This is a genomic window from Pseudarthrobacter sp. NamB4, assembly GCF_005796185.1.
In the GTDB taxonomy this organism is placed as follows: Bacteria; Actinomycetota; Actinomycetes; order Actinomycetales; family Micrococcaceae; genus Arthrobacter.
The window spans coordinates 139,004-157,378 of record NZ_VAHM01000008.1; the positions used below are offsets into that span (position 1 = coordinate 139,004).

17 protein-coding genes and 1 tRNA gene are annotated in these 18,375 nt (G+C 64.9%); 14 read left to right on the forward strand and 4 right to left on the reverse strand.

Annotated elements, in window-relative coordinates:
- The first annotated feature begins 1 nt into the window (after position 1).
- The 13 genes from FDW81_RS09840 (at position 2) to FDW81_RS09900 (ending at position 12,879) form a co-directional block, all read left to right on the forward strand.
- A complete protein-coding gene (locus tag FDW81_RS09840) occupies positions 2 to 631 on the forward strand; it encodes a DedA family protein (RefSeq protein WP_138133993.1) in 630 nt (209 codons plus the stop codon).
- Between the two features lie 126 nt (positions 632 to 757).
- Positions 758 to 1,486: a DedA family protein gene (locus tag FDW81_RS09845; protein ID WP_138133994.1), complete on the forward strand. Its 729-nt coding sequence runs from the start codon at positions 758 to 760 to the stop codon at positions 1,484 to 1,486.
- 39 nt (positions 1,487 to 1,525) lie between these two features.
- Entirely contained in the window at positions 1,526 to 2,665 is a 1,140-nt protein-coding gene (locus FDW81_RS09850) for an adenosine deaminase (RefSeq protein WP_138133995.1), read from the forward strand.
- Entirely contained in the window at positions 2,658 to 3,341 is a 684-nt protein-coding gene (locus FDW81_RS09855; RefSeq protein ID WP_370278905.1) for a MazG nucleotide pyrophosphohydrolase domain-containing protein, read from the forward strand. The genes FDW81_RS09850 and FDW81_RS09855 overlap by 8 nt, the downstream gene beginning before the upstream one ends.
- Positions 3,342 to 3,474: 133 nt before the next feature.
- Complete coding sequence (gene eno / locus FDW81_RS09860; protein ID WP_138133996.1) at positions 3,475 to 4,755, forward strand: phosphopyruvate hydratase; 1,281 nt, start codon at positions 3,475 to 3,477, stop codon at positions 4,753 to 4,755.
- Positions 4,756 to 4,879: 124 nt separating this feature from the next.
- Positions 4,880 to 5,554, forward strand: coding sequence for a septum formation initiator family protein (locus tag FDW81_RS09865; RefSeq protein ID WP_138133997.1), 675 nt, complete (start codon positions 4,880 to 4,882; stop codon positions 5,552 to 5,554).
- A gap of 28 nt (positions 5,555 to 5,582) precedes the next feature.
- Positions 5,583 to 6,254 carry a DUF501 domain-containing protein gene (locus FDW81_RS09870; RefSeq protein ID WP_171027160.1) on the forward strand — a complete coding sequence of 224 codons (672 nt, stop codon included), beginning with the start codon at positions 5,583 to 5,585 and terminating at the stop codon, positions 6,252 to 6,254.
- On the forward strand, positions 6,251 to 7,198 hold the full coding sequence (locus FDW81_RS09875; protein WP_138133999.1) for a Ppx/GppA phosphatase family protein: 948 nt from the start codon (positions 6,251 to 6,253) through the stop codon (positions 7,196 to 7,198). The genes FDW81_RS09870 and FDW81_RS09875 overlap by 4 nt, the downstream gene beginning before the upstream one ends.
- A gap of 4 nt (positions 7,199 to 7,202) precedes the next feature.
- A complete protein-coding gene (locus FDW81_RS09880) occupies positions 7,203 to 8,588 on the forward strand; it encodes a S8 family serine peptidase (RefSeq protein WP_138134000.1) in 1,386 nt (461 codons plus the stop codon).
- A gap of 58 nt (positions 8,589 to 8,646) precedes the next feature.
- A complete protein-coding gene (locus tag FDW81_RS09885; RefSeq protein ID WP_138134001.1) occupies positions 8,647 to 10,131 on the forward strand; it encodes an NAD(P)/FAD-dependent oxidoreductase in 1,485 nt (494 codons plus the stop codon).
- 135 nt (positions 10,132 to 10,266) lie between these two features.
- Positions 10,267 to 11,241 (forward strand): N-acetyltransferase, encoded by a 975-nt coding sequence (locus tag FDW81_RS09890; protein WP_138134002.1) that lies wholly within the window; start codon positions 10,267 to 10,269, stop codon positions 11,239 to 11,241.
- Positions 11,232 to 11,305: transfer RNA gene (locus FDW81_RS09895), tRNA-Leu, on the forward strand. Before FDW81_RS09890 ends, FDW81_RS09895 begins: the two co-directional genes overlap by 10 nt.
- A 218-nt stretch (positions 11,306 to 11,523) precedes the next feature.
- Positions 11,524 to 12,879, forward strand: coding sequence for an ABC transporter substrate-binding protein (locus tag FDW81_RS09900; protein WP_138134003.1), 1,356 nt, complete (start codon positions 11,524 to 11,526; stop codon positions 12,877 to 12,879).
- A gap of 68 nt (positions 12,880 to 12,947) precedes the next feature.
- On the opposite strand, the gene FDW81_RS09905 is transcribed toward FDW81_RS09900, so the two are convergent.
- Genes FDW81_RS09905 through FDW81_RS09920 form a run of 4 tightly spaced genes read right to left on the reverse strand, consistent with a single transcriptional unit; the run spans position 12,948 to position 17,079 of the window.
- Positions 12,948 to 13,721, reverse strand: a complete 774-nt coding sequence (locus FDW81_RS09905; RefSeq protein ID WP_138134004.1) for an ABC transporter ATP-binding protein — start codon at positions 13,719 to 13,721, stop codon at positions 12,948 to 12,950.
- Positions 13,718 to 14,809 carry an ABC transporter ATP-binding protein gene (locus FDW81_RS09910; RefSeq protein ID WP_138134005.1) on the reverse strand — a complete coding sequence of 364 codons (1,092 nt, stop codon included), beginning with the start codon at positions 14,807 to 14,809 and terminating at the stop codon, positions 13,718 to 13,720. Before FDW81_RS09910 ends, FDW81_RS09905 begins: the two co-directional genes overlap by 4 nt.
- On the reverse strand, positions 14,806 to 15,774 hold the full coding sequence (locus FDW81_RS09915) for a branched-chain amino acid ABC transporter permease (protein WP_138134006.1): 969 nt from the start codon (positions 15,772 to 15,774) through the stop codon (positions 14,806 to 14,808). Before FDW81_RS09915 ends, FDW81_RS09910 begins: the two co-directional genes overlap by 4 nt.
- A gap of 9 nt (positions 15,775 to 15,783) precedes the next feature.
- Positions 15,784 to 17,079, reverse strand: a complete 1,296-nt coding sequence (locus FDW81_RS09920) for a branched-chain amino acid ABC transporter permease (RefSeq protein ID WP_240720137.1) — start codon at positions 17,077 to 17,079, stop codon at positions 15,784 to 15,786.
- A gap of 348 nt (positions 17,080 to 17,427) precedes the next feature.
- Here FDW81_RS09920 and FDW81_RS09925 point away from each other — a divergent pair, with 348 nt between their 5' ends.
- Positions 17,428 to 18,324: a Bax inhibitor-1/YccA family protein gene (locus FDW81_RS09925; RefSeq protein ID WP_138134007.1), complete on the forward strand. Its 897-nt coding sequence runs from the start codon at positions 17,428 to 17,430 to the stop codon at positions 18,322 to 18,324.
- The last annotated feature ends 51 nt before the right edge of the window (positions 18,325 to 18,375 follow it).

Consider the following 18,375-nt stretch of genomic DNA (forward strand, 5'->3'; position numbering starts at 1 on the left):
CATGCAGGCCGTCAATGACTTCATCCTCGCCGCCGCCGGACAGCCCTGGGTGCTGTTCGTGGTGTTGGCCTGCTGCACCATTGATGGCTTCTTTCCGCCTATCCCCAGCGAATCAGTGGTGGTGGGGCTGTCCGCCGTGGCCGCCACCGCGGAGGTCCCCAACCCTTGGCTCCTGATGCTGGTGGCTGCCCTCGGCGCCTTTTCGGGGGACAACATCGCCTACCTGATCGGCCGGAGGGTGGGCACCAGGCGATGGTCGTGGATGCGCGGGCCGCGGATGCAGAGTGCCTTCCGGTGGGCAGGCCGGGAACTGCGGAAGCGGCCGGCCTCACTCATCCTGGTGGCACGGTTCGTTCCGATCGGCCGGGTGGCGGTCAACCTCACTGCCGGCGTGACCCGCTATCCGCACCTCCGCTTCGTGGGCCTGACCGTCCTGTCGGCAACGTTGTGGGCCGGATACTCAGTGGGAATCGGGCTGTTCTTCGGCCAGTGGTTCGAGGACAACCATCTCCTGGGTGCCGTTATCGCCATCATCTGCGCCGTCACCCTGGGGATCATCATGGACCTGGTGATTAACCGCGTCCGGCGGCAACCCCCGATGGTGGAGCGGATGAAGGAACCGGAAGCGTAGTCCGGCCGTTGTTCCAGCAGGTTAGGGCGTAGCAAATGGCACCTTGGCCGTGGGAGACTTAGTAACGATTTCCGCTTTGGCTGCGTCACTTCCGGCTATGCCATTTTGCATAGGAGCAAGACCCGCGTGGAGTTTATTAATGAGGCCGTGCTCCATGCAGCGGGCCAGTGGTGGATCTACCCGCTCCTGCTGGTGTTCTTCTTCGTTGACGGCTTCGCCATGGTTGTTCCCAGTGAGACCCTGATTGTGGCATTGGCGGCCTTCTCCCGGCACAGCGGAGATCCCAACCTGTGGATCCTCGGTCTCACAGCACTCATCGGAGCCATCGCCGGGGACAACATGGCATTCATGCTGGGCCGCCGGATTGGCCTGAACCGGTGGCGGTGGATGCGCCGCCCCAAGGTACAGAAAGCTTTCGGCTGGGCCCGTTACGAGTTGGACAAGCGCGGCGCTGTGCTGATCTTCACGGCCCGCTACATCCCTTGGGGGCGGGTGGCCGTCAACTACGTGGCGGGAAGTACCGGCTTCAGCCACCGGCGTTTCTTCCTGCTGGACGCTTTTGCCTGCATCACTTGGGTGGGCTATTCCATCGGCATCGGGCTGCTGGCGAGTTCCTTCCCGTGGCTCCACCACAACCCGCTGCTCAGCGCGGGGATCGCAGTGGTCTTCGCGATCATCCTGGGAATCCTCATCGACCATATGCTCCGGTGGTGGCATAAGCACCTGGCCCGCAACGACGCCGACGACGTTGACGAGTGGCTCGACGGCGGTCCTTCCGGGGCACGCGACACAAAAAGCGGCAGCAGCTCCATCCTTGCTTCCGCGGCCGGTGACGGCGAACAGGCTGGAAATTAGCGGCTGGCTTTGAGCTCCGGCCCACCCTAAGGTGGGAACGTGACTGAGCCCATTGTTGACGCTGCCCCTGCCATCGATTTCGACCTGAAGAACCTGCCCAAGGTCTCACTCCACGACCACCTGGATGGCGGACTCCGTCCGGCCACCATCATCGAGCTGGCAGAGGCCGTTGGCCATACGCTCCCGTCCACCGATCCCGTGGCCCTGGGCCAGTGGTTCCGCGAATCCGCAGATTCAGGCTCGCTGGTCCGCTACCTGGAAACGTTCGACCACACCGTTGCCGTGATGCAGACCCATGAAGGGCTGTACAGGGTGGCCAAGGAGTTCGTTGAGGACCTTGCTGACGACGGCGTGGTGTACGGGGAAGTCCGCTGGGCGCCTGAGCAGCACCTCCAGAAGGGCCTCACCCTGGACGAGGCAGTGGAAGCGGTCCAGGAAGGCCTTGAAGCCGGGGTTGAAGCCGTGGGGGAAAGCGGCCGCGAGATCCAGGTGGGCCAGCTCATTACGGCCATGCGGCATGCGGACCGCGGCCAGGAGATTGCCGAGCTGGCCGTCCGCCACCGCAACAAGGGCGCGGTCGGCTTCGACATTGCTGGTGCCGAGGACGGCTTCCTGCCGGCCCGCTTCCGGGATGCCTTCACTTACCTTGCGCAGCACAACTTTCCCGCCACCGTCCACGCCGGCGAGGCGGCAGGACTGGAAAGCATCCAGTCGGCTTTGGTGGACGGACGCGCCCTGCGGCTGGGCCATGGTGTCCGGATCGCCGAGGACATCACGGTGGAGTTCGACGACGATCCCGAAAATGAAGAGGGAACCATCGGCCTGGTCACCCTGGGGGACCTCTCCAGCTGGATCCGGGACCGGGGCATCGCACTGGAGGTCTGCCCGTCGTCAAACCTGCAGACCGGTGCGATCGCGGGGTTTGGTGACGGCATCGAAAACCACCCCCTGGACATGCTTTACCAGCTGGGCTTCAACGTCACCATCAACACCGACAACCGGCTGATGAGCGGGGTCACCCTTACCGACGAGTTCGAGCTCCTGGTGGAGACTTTCGACTATGACCTGGATGACCTGCTGGAGCTGACGCTGAACGCCGCCGAAGCATCCTTCCTCCCGCTCGAGGAGAAGGAAGCGCTGGTGGAATACATCAACGACGCCTACGCGAACCTTGGCTGACCTACCGGACAGCGACACCGCCGGCACCCCGGTAGGGGAGTTGCTGTACGTGATTGCTTCCCTCCGCGAGCACTGTCCGTGGATGGGTGCGCTTACCCATGCCTCGCTGGTGGAGTACCTCCTGGAGGAGGCCTTCGAGGTTGCCGAGACCATCGAGGCCGGGCACCCCGACGGCGAACTTCGGGGCGAGCTGGGCGACGTCCTGCTCCAGGTGGTGCTGCATGCGCGGATCGCCGAGGAACGCGGTTCCTTTACGTTCGACGATGTTGCACGCGGCCTGAGTGCCAAGATGATCCGCCGGAATCCCCATGTTTTCCGGCCCGATGGCTCCCTGCAGGATAGCTTCCCGGCAACGCTCGACGAGATCGTGCAGAAGTGGGACGCCGTCAAGCGGGCCGAACGGCCGGAACGGCAGGACCCGTTCGTGGGAATTCCGTTGGCGCTGCCAGCGTTGGCGCGTGCCCAGAAATCCATGGACCGGGCGGCGCGGGCGGGCGTTCCGCCGGCCCAGCCACCGGTGAAAGCGGGCCCCGTCGCTTCTGAAGATGAGCTCGGGGAGCTGCTGCTCGCCGTCGTGTGTTCCGCCCATGCCAGCGGATACGACGCTGAACGTGCCCTCCGCGGTGCCGTCCGCCGCTACCAGGAGCACGTCACCGGGCAGCGGCAGCAGGAATAACCCTGCGATCATGACGTCCGGGGGCTGGATAGGTTTCCGTAACCCGCGCCACTCTGGACTACGCTGGTCTTCGACGAGTACGTCAAATCTTTCTGCAAGATCCCCCCGTTAATCGCCCATAAGGAGCAAATTCATGGCGCTTATCGATGCCATCCACGCCCGCGAGATCCTCGATTCCCGTGGCAACCCGACCGTAGAAGTTGAGGTTCTGCTCTCCGACGGCCAGATCGGCCGTGCCGCAGTTCCCTCCGGCGCTTCCACCGGCGAGCACGAGGCCGTTGAACTGCGCGACGGCGATAAGGGCCGTTACCTCGGCAAGGGCGTCCAGAAGGCCGTTGACGCGATCATCGACCAGATCGCACCGGCCCTGACCGGTTTCGACGCCACCGACCAGCGGAGCATCGACCAGGCCATGCTGGACCTGGACGGCACCCCGAACAAGGGCAAGCTGGGAGCCAACGCCATCCTGGGCGTTTCGCTGGCCGTCGCCAACGCAGCTGCCGCTTCCGCTGACCTGCCCCTGTACAAGTACCTCGGCGGCCCGAACGCCCACGTGCTGCCCGTGCCGCTGATGAACATCCTCAACGGCGGCTCCCACGCAGACTCCGACGTCGACATCCAGGAATTCATGATCGCCCCGATCGGCGCCGAGACCTTTTCCGAGGGCCTGCGCTGGGGCGTGGAGGTCTACCACAACCTCAAGTCCGTTCTGAAGGAGAAGGGCCTGTCCACCGGCCTCGGCGATGAGGGCGGCTTCGCCCCGAACCTGCCCTCCAACCGGGCTGCACTGGACCTCATCCAGGAAGCCATCAAGAACGCCGGTTACACCCCGGGCAAGGACATCGCCCTGGCACTGGACGTCGCCTCCTCCGAGTTCTATAAGGACGGCGCCTACCAGTTCGAGGGCAAGTCGCTGAGCTCCGCGGACATGAGCGCCTACTACACCGAACTCGTCTCCGACTACCCGCTGGTGTCCATTGAGGACCCGCTGGACGAGAACGACTGGGACGGCTGGAAGACCCTCACTGACGCCATTGGCGACAAAGTCCAGCTGGTTGGCGACGACCTGTTCGTCACCAACCCCGCCATCCTGCAGCGCGGCATCGACACCAGGACCGCCAACTCGCTGCTGGTGAAGGTCAACCAGATCGGTTCGCTGACCGAGACTTTGGATGCCGTGAGCCTGGCCCAGCGCGCCGGCTACACCACCATCACCTCGCACCGCTCCGGCGAGACCGAGGACACCACCATCGCCGACATCTCGGTGGCCACCAACGCCGGCCAGATCAAGACCGGCGCACCGGCCCGTTCCGAGCGCGTTGCCAAGTACAACCAGCTGCTGCGCATCGAAGAGGAACTCGACGACGCCGCTCGCTACGCCGGCCGCAGCGCCTTCCCGCGTTTCAAGGGCTAGTAGCCGCATAAAACAAACAGCGGTGGCTATGGTTGAAGGACCATAGCCACCGTTGTTGTTTCAGCAGCACTTGTTCCAGCCCAGACAGTGGCGGCCCAGGCAGGCTGCGCGTTTCAGGAGTGTCATGGCTACCCGCCGTCCCAAAGTCCCCAAGGTCGCCCCATCCCGCCCGGCAAAGGAAGCCTCGGACGGGGCCCACGTCATCCGCGCCGACTTCGGCTCCGGCGAGGAGCCACCGGCGGGAGGAGCCCCCGGCGCACAGCCGCCCAGGGCGCAGCAAACCGCGACAGGACCGGCCAGAGAGAACTCCGCCCGCAAAACCCCTAATTCCGCACGGGCCCGCAAGGGGAGCAGCGCTGCCGGAAGCACAGCAAAAGGCGGGGACCTGGAGGATGACGAGGAACAGCAGCCCGTACCTGCCAAGGCGTTTTCCGGACGGATGCTCGCACTGGCAGTGGTGATGATTGCGATCACCATCATGCTGGCCCCCACCGTCAAGATCTTCTTTGACAAGAAGGCCGAGATCGACGCCCTGAATGCTGACATCGCTGCCCGCGAGGCCGAAGGGGATGCCCTGCGGCAGCAGGTCTCGCGGTGGCAGGACCCCAACTACGTGAAACAGCAGGCCCGCGACCGCATTAACATGGTTATGCCGGGTGAGACCGGCTACTGGGTCTTCGGGAGCGATCTGCCGGCCGGAGACGGCAGTAGCCAGACCGGCGCAGCAGCACAAGACCCCGCCGATCTGCCGTGGGTGGATGCCCTGTGGGAGTCCATCACGCGCGCGGCTACAGACTGAACCGCAACAGGAAGGACGGCCCGCCACAGTGGAATCCAATACGGCAGCCGCCCGGGACGAATCCCGCAAGCCAACAGCGCATGACCTGGAAGTACTGAGCCGCCAGCTGGGACGGCCGGTCCGTGACGTGGTGGAAATTCCTGCCCGCTGCATCTGCGGCAACCCGTTGGTGGCAGCAACCGCTCCCCGCCTCAGCAATGGGACCCCGTTCCCCACCACCTTCTACCTGACGCATCCGGTCGTCACGTCAGCGGTCTCCCGGCTCGAGGCCGCAGGCGTCATGAACGAGATGAACGAACAGCTGGCCGGGGACCAGGAACTGTCCGCCGCCTACCGGTCAGCCCATGAGGCCTACCTCGCTGCCCGCAACGACATCGGGGCACGGTCCGGCATCGGGTCCGTCCCCGAAATCGACGGAGTCTCCGCCGGCGGCATGCCCACGCGCGTCAAATGCCTGCACGTCCTGGTGGGACACTCACTCGCTGCCGGCCCCGGGGTCAACCCGCTGGGCGACGAGGCCCTGGACCGCATCCGGGAGTGGTGGACTGCGGACGCCTGCTACTGCGACCGCGCCTGGGACACCACCGGCGAGCCACCCTCCAAAGATCTGAGCCGCCACGGTCCGCAGGGCCTGCCGGAGATCATGGGCCGCCCGGCTCCCGCCCGGAAAACAGCCAACCCGGCGGGGGCCGGCGAATGACGCGCGTGGCCGCCATCGACTGCGGCACCAACTCCATCCGGCTCCTGGTTGCCGACATTGACCGCAGCAACGGCCGCACCGCCCTTCGCGACGTGGTGCGGGAAATGCGCGTGGTCCGGCTGGGGCAGGGGGTGGACGCCACCGGCGAGCTCGCGCCGGAGGCGCTGGAGCGGACCTTCGCGGCGACAGCCGATTACGCCCGACTGATTCGGGAGCACGGCGCAACGGCAGTCCGCTTCGTGGCGACCTCAGCCAGCCGGGACGCCCGGAACCGGGACCTCTTCGTGGACGGGATCCGCGACCTGCTCGGCGTGGAACCCGAGGTCATTTCCGGCGACGAGGAAGCCGCGCTGTCCTTCGCCGGCGCCAGCAGCGTCCTGCCGATCCTGGACGGTCACGAAGTGCTGGTGGTGGACCTGGGCGGCGGCAGCACCGAGTTCGTCCTGGGTACGGCCGACGGCGTCACGGCAGCAAAGTCCGTGGACATCGGTTGCGTGCGCCTCACCGAACGGCACCTCCAAGATGATCCGCCCACAGCCGAACAGGTGGCAGCCGCCGAAGCGGACGTTGACGCAGCCATCGCCCGTGTCCGGCAGGACGTACCGCTGGAACGCGCCACCGCCGTGGTTGGTGTTGCCGGTTCCATCACGACCATCACCGCACACGCGCTGGGACTGACCGAGTACTCGCCGGACGCAATCCACGGCACCGGGCTGCCCGTTGAAACCATCCGTGCAGCCGCAACTGGACTTCTGGAAATGAGCCGGCCGGAGCGTGCAGCCCTGCCCTACATGCACCCCGGGCGGGTTGACGTGATTGGTGCCGGCGGGCTGGTGTGGCGGCGGATCCTGGAACAGATGGAAGCGGTCTCCGGCGGGCGCATCACCACTGCAACCGCCAGCGAGCACGACATCCTCGACGGCATCGCCCTGAGTATCGGCTGACCGTATGCAGATCCTCACCACCGCCACAGCACCTCCGCTGCGGAGGGCGGGCTCAGCCCTGCTGTCCCTGGTCCTTGCTGCCTGCTGCCTTTCCTCCGGTCTTTTCACCGCTCCCGCTGCGCAGGCGGACGAATGGCGGGACAAGCAGTACTGGCTTGCCGAATCCGGGATTACTGAGGCGTGGGAGGTCTCCAAGGGCGCTGGCGTCAAGGTGGCCGTCATCGACAGTGGCGTGGATGCCAGCCACCCGGACTTGAAGGGGGCAGTGGCCCGGGGCTATGACGCTTCGGGATCCGGACAGCCCGACGGGCAGAAGAGCGTGGGCGTCAAGCCGGAGCACGGCACCCTGGTGGCCACCATGCTCGCGGGACGCGGCCACCAGCCCGCCAGCGCGAGCCCTACCCCGACTCCCGGCCCGCCAGGGCCAGCACCGGACGGCATCATCGGGGTGGCGCCGGAGGCACAGATCCTCCCAGTGTCCACGTGGCTCGGCTCCACCAATCCCTCGGGCAAGAGCGATCAGGACCAGATCCCGGAGGCTGTCCGGTGGGCGGTGGACAACGGGGCCAAAGTCATCAATATCTCGTTGGGGAGCACCACACCGGAGTGGCCCCAGAGCTGGGATGCGGCTTTCCTCTATGCCGAGCAAAAAGATGTGGTGATCGTCGCCGCCGCGGGCAACAGGGTGGGCGGCAACATGCAGGTGGGGGCTCCGGCCACCATTCCAGGTGTCCTCACGGTGGCCGGACTGGACCGCAAGGGCGTGGCCAGCGTTGACGCGTCCTCCCAGGGCATCAGCATTGGCGTTGCCGCCCCGGCCGAAAACCTGCTGGGCGGCCTCCCGGGCGGCGGCTACGCTGAGTGGGCCGGAACATCAGGCAGCGCGCCCATCGTGGCCGGCGTTGCAGCGCTGATCCGGTCCAAGTGGCCCGCCATGAGCGCCGAACAGGTGGTCAACCGGATCGTCACCACTGCCAAGGATGCCGGGGCGCCCGGCAAGGACCCGCTCTACGGTTTCGGTGTGCTCAATGCCGAGGCGGCGCTGAAGGACAACGTGCCGGAAGTCACCGCCAACCCGCTGGGCTCCATCGCCGAATGGATCCGCGTCCACCGGCGGGGCAACCTCGCTACTCCTGCCCCCCTGCCCACCACGGACGTGCCCAGTGCGACACCCACTCTGCCGGAAGCAACCGTGCCCGCAGCAGAGGCGCCGTCGCAGCGGGACACTGCTGTGGGCGCCGCCGTCGTCATCGGTTTTGGCGTCCTGTTCATCGCGATTATCGCGGCAGCTGCCATCCAGTTGCGGCGGGCCGCGGGGAACCCGGCTTTGGTCCCGGAGGAACCCGAAACGGGTGCGATTGACAGTGTGGACTCGGGGCGTAAAACGTAGGTTACGGGTCCGCACAGCAGTTAGTGAAGATTTTCACAAACTGCTGTATCTTTAAGGCATGGCAACCACCCCACAGCTCCAGGACCGTCCCAGGGTACTCGTCGTCGGCGGCGGGTACGTCGGCCTGTACGTAGCACTCAAACTGCAGAAGAAGATCGCGAATGCCGGTGGCATCGTCACCCTCGTGGATCCACTGCCCTACATGACCTACCAGCCCTTCCTCCCCGAGGTAGCCGGCGGCAACATCGAAGCCCGCCACGCAGTGGTCTCCCACCGCAAGCACCTCCAGCAGACTGAGCTGATCCAGGGGCGCGTCACCTCGATCGACCACGCGAACCGTACCGCCGTGGTGGCTCCCGCCGATGGCGGTGAGTACTTTGAGGTTCCCTACTTCGACGTCGTCCTGGCCGCCGGCGCCATCACCCGCACCTTCCCCATCAAGGGCCTCGCGGACAAGGGCATCGGCCTGAAGACCATTGAGGAAGCCGTTGCGCTGCGCAACAAGGTCCTGGAGCGGATCGAAGTTGCCTCCACCATGACTGATCCGGCTCCCCGCGCCCGCGCCCTCACCTTCGTGGTGGTGGGCGGCGGCTTTGCCGGCATCGAGTGCATCACCGAGATGGAGGACCTGGCCCGTGCGGCCGTCCGCAACAACCCGCGCATCAAGCAGGAGGAAGTCCGTTTCGTCCTGGTCGAAGCCATGGGACGCATCATGCCCGAGGTCACGGCCAAGCAGGCCGAGTGGGTGGTGGAGCACCTCCGCAGCCGCGGCATCGAGGTCCTGCTGAACACCTCGCTGGACAGCGCCGAGGGCACCCTCAAGCTCATCAACCTCCCGGACAAGACCCCTGCCCAGGAATTTGAAGCCGACACCCTCGTCTGGACAGCCGGCGTGCAGGCCAACCCCATGGTCCGTTCCACCGATTTCCCGCTTGAGCCCCGCGGTCGCGTCCGGGTCCTCCCGGACCTCCGTGTTGCCGGCGACGAAGGCATCATCGAGAACGCCTGGGCCGCCGGCGATATCGCCGCCGTTCCGGACCTCACCGGCAAGGGCCTGCCGGACGGCACCTGTGTCCCCAATGCCCAGCACGCGCTTCGCCAGGCCAAGCGCCTCGCCAAGAACCTGTGGGCCTCGCGCTGGGACAAGCCGCTGAAGGACTACAAGCACAAGAACCTGGGTGCTGTTGCCGGCTTCGGCCAGTGGAAGGGCGTTGCCAACATCAACCTTGTCGGCAGCATCGGGCTCAAGGGCGGTCTCGCCTGGCTTGCACACCGCGGGTACCACGGCCTGGCCATGCCCACGTTCGAGCGCAAGTTCCGCGTGATCTTCAACTGGATCCTGAGCTTCTTCGCCGGCCGCGACACCACCCAGCTGATGGATCTGGACAACCCCCGTGGCGCGTTCGTGGCGGCAGCCACCCCGGCCCCCAAGCCGGCAGCTGTTCCTGCTCCGGCAGCCGGCACGGCCGGCGGCTCCGGTTCCAGCGCTACGGCACCGGCACCTGCCGACGCCAAGGAAGCTGTAGCTGCCAAGGCCAAGTAAGTCTCCTGCTGAATCAGGCTGCAGCGTTCGAGCGGCGGCTGTCCCCTTTGGGGGCAGTCGCCGTTTGCGTTGCCAGGCACACTGCTGCTCCCGGAGGCCTGCCGCGCCACCTCCCGCGCCTCCTAGACTGGCACCATGACCGGCGAAAAGAACCTGGAGTCCCTGCTGGCCGCCATGCATCCAGCCCAGCGCGACGGCGAGTATGTCTATGTCCTGTGGCCTGAGGGAAGGCCGCTCCTGCCGGGTATCGAGGCGGCAGTCCGGGAAGTGGAAGGCCTCACCGTAGTCCTGCCCCGGGCCGTGGCGGACCAGGAAGGCCTGGCCTATGGCTTTGTGGGTGCCTGGATCACCTTGCAGGTCCGCTCCGCCCTGGAAGCGGTGGGCCTGACCGCCGCGATCAGCAAGGCTCTCACCGAAGCCGGAATCAGCTGCAATGTGCTCGCCGGCTTCCACCATGACCACCTGCTGGTCCCAGTCGGCGACGCGTCGCGGGCGCTGGAGGTCCTCACTGGCCTCTCAGCGCGCAGCAGAAAGGGGCCGCAGCAGCCGCTCGTGCTACGCGGTGAGACCAGGGAGGACCGTGATGCCATCCTCGCCCTCACCGCTGACGCCTTCGCCGTCTCGCCGGTAACCGGCCTGCCCGTGCAGGGTCAGCCGGCGGAGGCGGCATTGCTCCGCCGGCTCTTCGACTGCAAGGAGTACCTGCCGGAATTCAGCGTGGTGGCCGTGCTGGATGGGGAGGTGGTGGGCCATGTCATCAGTACTCGGGGCTGGGTGGGCGACCATCTGCTGCTGGGGCTCGGTCCCCTGGCGGTGGCGCCAAAGCTGCAGCGGCAGGGCATCGGTTCCGCCCTGATGAAGGAGACCATCGCCCGGGCGAATGCTGCGGGCGAGGCCGGCATCGCCCTGCTGGGGAGCACCGACTACTATGCGCGCTTCGGCTTCGTTCCGGCCGCTTCCTTGGGGGTGCTCCCGCCCGAGGAATCATGGGGCGACTACTTCCAGCTGCTGCCGCTGGCACTCTGGCCCGGTGGCGTGCACGGGACCTTCCGGTATGCCGAACCTTTCGCACTCATTTCACGGGATACCATTGACCGGGCGCCCCAGTAGCCCAATTGGCAGAGGCAGCGGACTTAAAATCCGCGTGTTGTGGGTTCGAGTCCCACCTGGGGTACGAGTTCCTGCGCCCCCGAACTAAGGGCCCGGAAAAGGAAGCCGTCCGCACAGCGGGCGGCTTCCGCCGCTTAATTCCACATATGCAACGAGTGTTATAAGGATGTGACCTCACTCACTTATGTTCGCCCGGCATTTGCATTAGCTTGAAGCTAAATCAGGAACACCTGATTTTTCGTGCCAAAGGCCGTTCGCACCTTTAGATCGAGGAGCTCGTAAATGACTTTATTCCCCCAAGCGGGAACCCGTGCTGCCAAGCTGACAGCGCTTGGCATCGGTGTCGCCTTCATGGTGACGGCTTGCGGCGGTTCGTCCACACCCACGGCAACCGAGTCTGCAGCCACCGGAGAAGCGGCAGGAATTGCCTGCCCGGCGCCTGAAGGTGGCGGGGGCGCAGCCGCAAGCCAACCTGCGGAGACCCCTTCTGTGCCGCCGGCAACCACCACTACTGATACCCCCCTGCGTATCGGTTCACTCCTTCCCACCACCGGTTCCCTTGCCTTCCTTGGCCCGCCGGAAATCGCCGGTGTCAACCTCGGGGTGAAGGAAGTCAATGATGCAGGCGGAGTCCTGGGCAAACCGATGGAAGTGATCCACCGCGATTCCGGTGACACCAAGACGGACATCGCCACCCAGTCCACGTCTGCGCTGCTGGGTCAGGGAGTCAGTGCCATCATTGGTGCGGCGTCCTCCGGCGTTTCCAAGACGGTTATCAACCAGATCACCGGCGCCGGCGTCATCCAATTCTCACCGGCCAACACCTCGCCGGACTTCACCACCTGGGATGACAAGGGCCTGTACTGGCGCACTGCACCCTCGGATGTCCTCCAGGGCAAGGTGCTGGGCAACTACATGGCCACCTGCGGTGCGCAGACCGTGGGCATGATCGTCCTGAACGATGCCTATGGCACCGGCCTCGCAACCAACATCAAGTCAGCCTTCGAAGCAGCAGGCGGACAAGTTGTTGCAGAGGAGCTCTTCAACGAGGGCGATACCCAGTTCAGCAGCCAGGTGGACAAGATCCTTGCCGCCAAGCCTGATGCAATTGCCCTGATCACCTTTGACCAGGCAAAGAGCATTGTCCCGCTAATGACCGGCAAGGGTGTCAAGCCCACGCAGATGTTCCTGGTGGACGGCAACACCTCCGACTACAGCAAGGACTTCCAGCCGGGCACGCTTAAGGGAGCGCGCGGCACCATCCCGGGCACCTTCGCCCAGGAGGAGTTCAAGAAGAAGCTGCTGGAAATCGATCCGGCTCTCAAGGACTACAGCTACGCCGGTGAGTCCTACGACGCCGTCAACCTGATCGCGTTGGCCGCAGAATCTGCAAAGAGCACCAAGGGCACGGACATCGCAGCCAAGCTCAAGGAAGTTTCCGAGGGCGGCGAAAAGTGCACGTCGTTCGCAGCCTGCGTGACGCTGATCCGCGAGGGCAAGGATGCTGACTATGACGGCCAGTCCGGTCCGGTGACGTTCTCGGATGCAGGCGACCCCACGGAGGCCTACATCGGCATCTACGAGTACCAGGATGACAACAAGTACACCGCAGTCAAGGAAGAGTTCGGCAAGCTCTAGGAAACCTTCCTGAACACGAAGGAGCCCCCGTCCAACAGGACGGGGGCTCCTTTGCTCTGCGGTTGGCCCTATTCGACGGTGTCGGCAAGGGTGCCGAGGTACAGCTGGATGACCTTGGGGTCCTTCATCAGCTCGCGGCCGGTGCCGGTGTAGGCGTCCCGGCCCTGGTCCAGGACGTAGGCGCGGTCGCAGATCTGCAGGCAGCGCCGGGCGTTCTGTTCCACCATGATGACCGAGACGCCTGCGCGGTTGATCTCATGGACGCGCAGGAAGGTTTCATCCTGCTTAACGGGGGAGAGGCCGGCTGACGGCTCGTCAAGCAGCAGCACGGCAGGATCCATCATCAGTGCACGGCCCATGGCCACCATTTGGCGTTCGCCGCCGGAAAGTGAGCCGGCCCGCTGGGCGCGGCGCTTGCCGAGTTCCGGGAACAGGCTGGTGACGAAGTCGAACCGCTGGTCGAAGTCCTTGGGGCGCTGGAACATCCCCATCTGCAGGTTTTCCTCGATGGTCAGCGTGGCGAAGACGTTGTTGGTCTGCGGGACGAAGCCCACACCGCGGCTCACGAGCTTGTTCGCCTTCAGGCCGGTCAGGTCCTGGCCGCGGACCACCACAGTTCCGGAGTGGACCTTTACCAGACCGAACATTGCTTTCAAGAGGGTGGACTTGCCGGCGCCGTTGGGGCCGATGATGCCGATCAGCTCGCCCTTCCTGGCTTCGATGCTGCAGCCATTAAGGATGTTCACCCCCGGCAGGTAGCCGGCCACAAGGTCTGTCACCTTGACGACGGACCCACTGTCTCCTACTGGTTGTGCGGCTGGTGCTGCGCTGGTGCTGCTCATTGGCTGTCCTTCCCGGTGCTGCCTGTATCCGTGCTCCCGTGGCGTCCCTTAGGCTCATCGCTGCGGAGCCGGTCCGCACTCCGGCGGGCCTCCTCGGCCTCATTGGACACAACGTCCAGTGAGATGATGCCGGCATTTTCGGTTCCGACAATCGATTCCTCGTCAGCTTCGAGTTCGGCGGCAAGCTCCTTGAGGCCCTCGGAGTCGCCGAGGTCCACGTCGTGGTGCGCACCCAGGTAGGCGTCGATGACCGCGGGGTTCTTCATCACTTCACCTGGCGGACCTTCGGCCACCACCTTTCCTTCGGCCATGACCACCACCCAGTCGGCGATGTGGCGGACCATGTGCATGTCGTGTTCGACGAACAGGACCGTCATGCCTTCCGCTTTCAGGTTCTTGATGTGGTCCAGCAGTGACTGCGTCAGGGCAGGGTTGACACCTGCCATGGGTTCGTCAAGCATGACCAGCTTGGGCTGCACCATGAGGGACCGCGCCATTTCTAGGAGCTTCCGCTGCCCACCGGACAGGGATGCCGCGTAGTCGTCCTTCTTGGCGTCAAGCTTGAACTTCTCCAGTAGGACGTTGGCCTGTGCCGTGATCTCCTTCTCCCGGCCGCCCCACATGCCCTTGAACAGGGCCTTGGCAAGGCGTTCGCCCGGCTGGTTGGATGCCCCCAGCCTCATGTTTTCCATGACGGTGAGCTTGCCCATGACCTTGGTGAGCTGGAAGGTGCGGACCATGCCCATCCGCGCCACCTTATAGGGGGACACGCCGGCCAGGCTCTTGCCTTCGAACTGCCATTTGCCCGTGTTCGGGGTGTCAAAACCGGTGAGCAGGTTGAAGAGGGTGGTCTTGCCTGCGCCGTTGGGGCCGATCAACGCCGTGATCTTATGCCGGGGGATTTCGAGGTAGTCGACGTCCACCGCGTTGATGCCGCCGAAGCTGCGGGTGACGTTCTCCGCCACCACGATGGGATCGCGCTTCTTGCAGCCGGGCCCTGCCTCACCGGCGGCGATGGGACGGCTGTCCGTCATGTAATCCACCTCGGCCGTGCGGGCCGCTGCCGGATCTTCGCTGTGCATGCTCATGCGAACGCCAGCTCCTTCTTGTTTCCAAAGACGCCCTGGGGCCGGAAGATCATCAGCAGCATCAGGGCGACGCCAACCAGGATGTAACGCAGCTGACCGGCCTGGACCGTGTTCAGCCAGGTGATGGCACCGGACTCGATCAGGCCATACAGAACCCCCTGGGTCAGCGACAGGACCACCCAGAAGATCATGGCGCCGATGACGGGGCCCAGCACTGTGCCGAGGCCGCCGAGCAGGAGGCAGGTGTAGAGGAAGAACGTCAGTTCGGTCCCGTAGTTAGCAGGCTGCACCGCGCCGCGGGGGAGGGTGAAGACCATGCCAGCGAGGGCGCCAAGGACGCCGCCGATGATGAGGGCCTGCATCTTGTAGGCATAGACGTTCTTGCCCAGGGAGCGCACGGCGTTCTCATCCTCGCGGATGCCCTTGAGGACACGTCCCCAGGGGCTACGCATCAGCAGCCACACCAGGGTGCAGCAGAGGGCCACCAGTGCCCAGCCCACCACCCGGATGAAGAAGTCGCGGTTGTTCATGCCGAAGTAGGAGCCCTCGGGGAACGGGTTCATGGCGTAGAACCCGCCTTCGAAGGCCGCCAGCCCGTTCGCGGACCCCGTCACCGAGGTCAGCTGGTTGGTGGTCACGATGTATCGGACGATTTCCGCGGCCGCGATGGTCACGATGGCCAGGTAATCCGCCCGGAGCCGCAGGGTGGGGATACCGAGCAGCAGGGCGAAGATTGCGGAGGCAACGACGGCGATCAGCAGCCCCACGAAGAAGGGGACGCCGAAGGTGAGGGTGGAGATGGCGAAGCCGTAGGCACCCACCGCCATGAAGCCTGCCTGCCCGAAGTTCAGCAGGCCGGAGTAGCCGAAGTGGACGGCGAGTCCGAGCGCTGCCAAGGCGTACGCGGCCGTCGTCGGGCTGAAAATTTCACTGGCAGCGCTGGCAAGAATGAATCCAAAGTCCATGGCTGTCTCCTAACCCACGCGCTCGCGCCGGCCCAGAATTCCCTGCGGCCGGAACAAAAGGACAACGATCATGATGAACAGGGCACCCACGTACTTCAGGTCCGCGGCCAGGCCGAACACCGTGGTCAGCTCCACAAAGATGCCCACGATTACGGAACCGATCAGCGCACCGAAGACGGTGCCAAGGCCGCCCAGGGTGACGCCGGCGAAGATCAGGAGGAGGATGGCGGAGCCCATGTCAAAGGTGACGCCGGGACGGTAGTAGGCCCACAGGATGCCGCCGAGTGCGGCAAGCATGCCGCCGGTGATCCACACCAGCCGGATGACGCCGTCGACGTCGATGCCCGAGGCGGCAGCGAGGGCCGGGTTGTCCGCCACAGCCCGGGTCGCCTTGCCCAACCGGGTCTTCAGCAGCACGATGCCGATCAGCGCGATCACCACCGCGCTGATGCCCAGCGACCAGAGGTTGTTGGGCGAAATGGAGACCGGGCCCAGCTGGATTTCGGGGCTTTGGGCGTATGGCAGCTGCTGGGTGGCGCCCCCGAAGTAGAACTGGATGACGTAGCGGACGGCAAGCGCGAGGCCGATGCTGACGATCATCATGGGCACCAGGCCGGTGCCTCGCCGCCGCAGCGGCCGCCAAAGCCCTCTGTCCTGGGCGTACCCGAACAGGCCTCCGCCCAGAAGGGACAGGATGATGGCCAGCCAGAAGGGAAGGCCCATGGCATTGAAGGCAAACACCAGCACTGCCCCAAGCGTCACCATCTCGCCGTGGGCAAAGTTGGTCAGGCCGGTGGTGCCGAAGATCAGGGAGAGACCCACTGAGGCAAGGGCAAGGAGCAGGCCGAAGCTCAATCCCGCCACAAGCCGGTTGAGCAGGTTTTGCCCGAAGTCCTGCTGCTGCACGACGATGCCCTTGCCAAAGGCGAAAATCACCGACAGGTTGGAAGTCTGGCTGAAGGTGACCTCGCGTGGGTTCTCCTGGCCCTCGGCCAGCGTGATGCCCTCGGGCAGGGTGGATTCGTCCAGTTCCACGGTGTAGGTGCCCTGCTCGGGCACACCGATGCTCCAGGATCCATTCGCTGACGACTTGGTTGTTCCGGTGAAGTCGCCCTTCCTGGCCGTGATGGTCACGTCCGCCAAGGGTGCGCGGGTGTCATCACGGAGAAATCCACTGATGTTGTTTTGGAAGGTCTGGTTCGACGGGGATGGTGTCGGTGAGGGGGAAGCGGCCTGGGAAGCCGGTGCTGCCACGAGCAGGACTGCCAGGATGGAAGCGCTGATGGCGCCCAGGACCCTGAGCAACCCGCGGCGCCTTCCGGCCGGCCGGCCTTGGGGTGTACTTCTCAAATTGGAAACCTCCACTTGGGGGCGGTCTCGGCTGCGCCATTACAGCCGTTGCGAACGGATGCAGGGATAAGGTGGTGCCCAGGCGCCCGGCACCCATTCGTGTGTGAGTTCCGTCACCCTGCTTGGCTTATGCTACAGCGCGGATGTTGCCGGAAATGCCGTGGTTCAGGCGCTGATGGTAGCGATCGGATAACAACTCAGCGGCCGTTTTGGCGCCCGGGAACTTTCAGGGGTGCAATTACGTAAGAATTGGTACCGTAAACCTTAAGGTTCACAACACATCCCCTATGGAGGAATCCCGCAATGGCACTTGGCGGCAACCCGATCTTCAACGGAAAGAGCTTCCGTGGAGCCACCCAGGCACCGCCTGTCCCGCAGGCTCCCTACGGAAACGGACCGTATGGCCAGGCTTACGGCCAGGCCCCCTACGGCCAGCAGGCATACGGCCAGGGCCCCTACGGCCAGCCCGGAAACATGACCAACGAGCAGCTGCAGCAGATGTACAACCAGCCTGCAGCAGGTCCGGCCGACACCGGCCGGATGACCTTCGACGACGTGATCGTCAAGACAGCCGCCTGCCTCGGGGTGCTGCTCGTTGGTGCCGCGGTGACACTGTTCGTCAGCATGAGCCTCGCCTCACTCCTGATGATCGTCGGCGCGCTGGGCGGTTTCGTGCTTGCCTTGGTCAACACCTTCAAGAAGCAGCCGTCCCCGGCTCTTATCCTCGCCTATGCAGGACTTGAGGGCCTTTTCCTCGGCGGCCTCACCCGGGTCCTGGACACCATGTACCCGGGAGTGGGGCTTCAGGCCGTCCTCGGCACGCTGTCCGTCTTCACCGTGACGCTCCTCCTCTTTAAGAGTGGCAAGGTACGCGCCACGCCCAAGGCCATGAAGTTCTTCATGATCGCCATCGTCGGCTACGCGCTGTTCTCCGTGGTGAACCTCGTCATGATGATGACGGGCCTGACCACTGAACCCTTCGGGCTGCGCAGCGGCATCATCGGCGTCGTCATTGGCATTCTGGCCATCGGTCTTGCTGCCTTCTCACTGGTCATGGACTTCACCAGCGTTGAAGCCGGTGTCCGCAGCGGCGCTCCCCAGCGCTTCTCGTGGACGGCCGCTTTCGGCCTGACCGTCACGCTGGTATGGCTGTACGTGGAGATCATCCGCCTGCTGGCCATCCTGCGCGGGGACGAATAGCGCCCAGGCGGGCGTTCGCCGTCACGCTCCCTTAACAGCTGAGGGCCCCAC

Excerpts from the sequence above, each read along its gene's own strand:
- FDW81_RS09840 (WP_138133993.1), top strand. The coding sequence starts at position 2 with ATGCAGGCCGTCAATGACTTCATCCTCGCCGCCGCCGGACAGCCCTGG.
- eno (WP_138133996.1), top strand. The coding sequence starts at position 3,475 with ATGGCGCTTATCGATGCCATCCACGCCCGCGAGATCCTCGATTCCCGT.
- FDW81_RS09865 (WP_138133997.1), top strand. The coding sequence starts at position 4,880 with ATGGCTACCCGCCGTCCCAAAGTCCCCAAGGTCGCCCCATCCCGCCCG.
- FDW81_RS09875 (WP_138133999.1), top strand. The coding sequence starts at position 6,251 with ATGACGCGCGTGGCCGCCATCGACTGCGGCACCAACTCCATCCGGCTC.
- FDW81_RS09880 (WP_138134000.1), top strand. The coding sequence starts at position 7,203 with ATGCAGATCCTCACCACCGCCACAGCACCTCCGCTGCGGAGGGCGGGC.
- FDW81_RS09885 (WP_138134001.1), top strand. The coding sequence starts at position 8,647 with ATGGCAACCACCCCACAGCTCCAGGACCGTCCCAGGGTACTCGTCGTC.
- FDW81_RS09890 (WP_138134002.1), top strand. The coding sequence starts at position 10,267 with ATGACCGGCGAAAAGAACCTGGAGTCCCTGCTGGCCGCCATGCATCCA.
- FDW81_RS09900 (WP_138134003.1), top strand. The coding sequence starts at position 11,524 with ATGACTTTATTCCCCCAAGCGGGAACCCGTGCTGCCAAGCTGACAGCG.
- FDW81_RS09905 (WP_138134004.1), bottom strand. The coding sequence starts at position 13,721 with ATGAGCAGCACCAGCGCAGCACCAGCCGCACAACCAGTAGGAGACAGT.
- FDW81_RS09910 (WP_138134005.1), bottom strand. The coding sequence starts at position 14,809 with ATGAGCATGCACAGCGAAGATCCGGCAGCGGCCCGCACGGCCGAGGTG.
- FDW81_RS09915 (WP_138134006.1), bottom strand. The coding sequence starts at position 15,774 with ATGGACTTTGGATTCATTCTTGCCAGCGCTGCCAGTGAAATTTTCAGC.
- FDW81_RS09925 (WP_138134007.1), top strand. The coding sequence starts at position 17,428 with ATGGCACTTGGCGGCAACCCGATCTTCAACGGAAAGAGCTTCCGTGGA.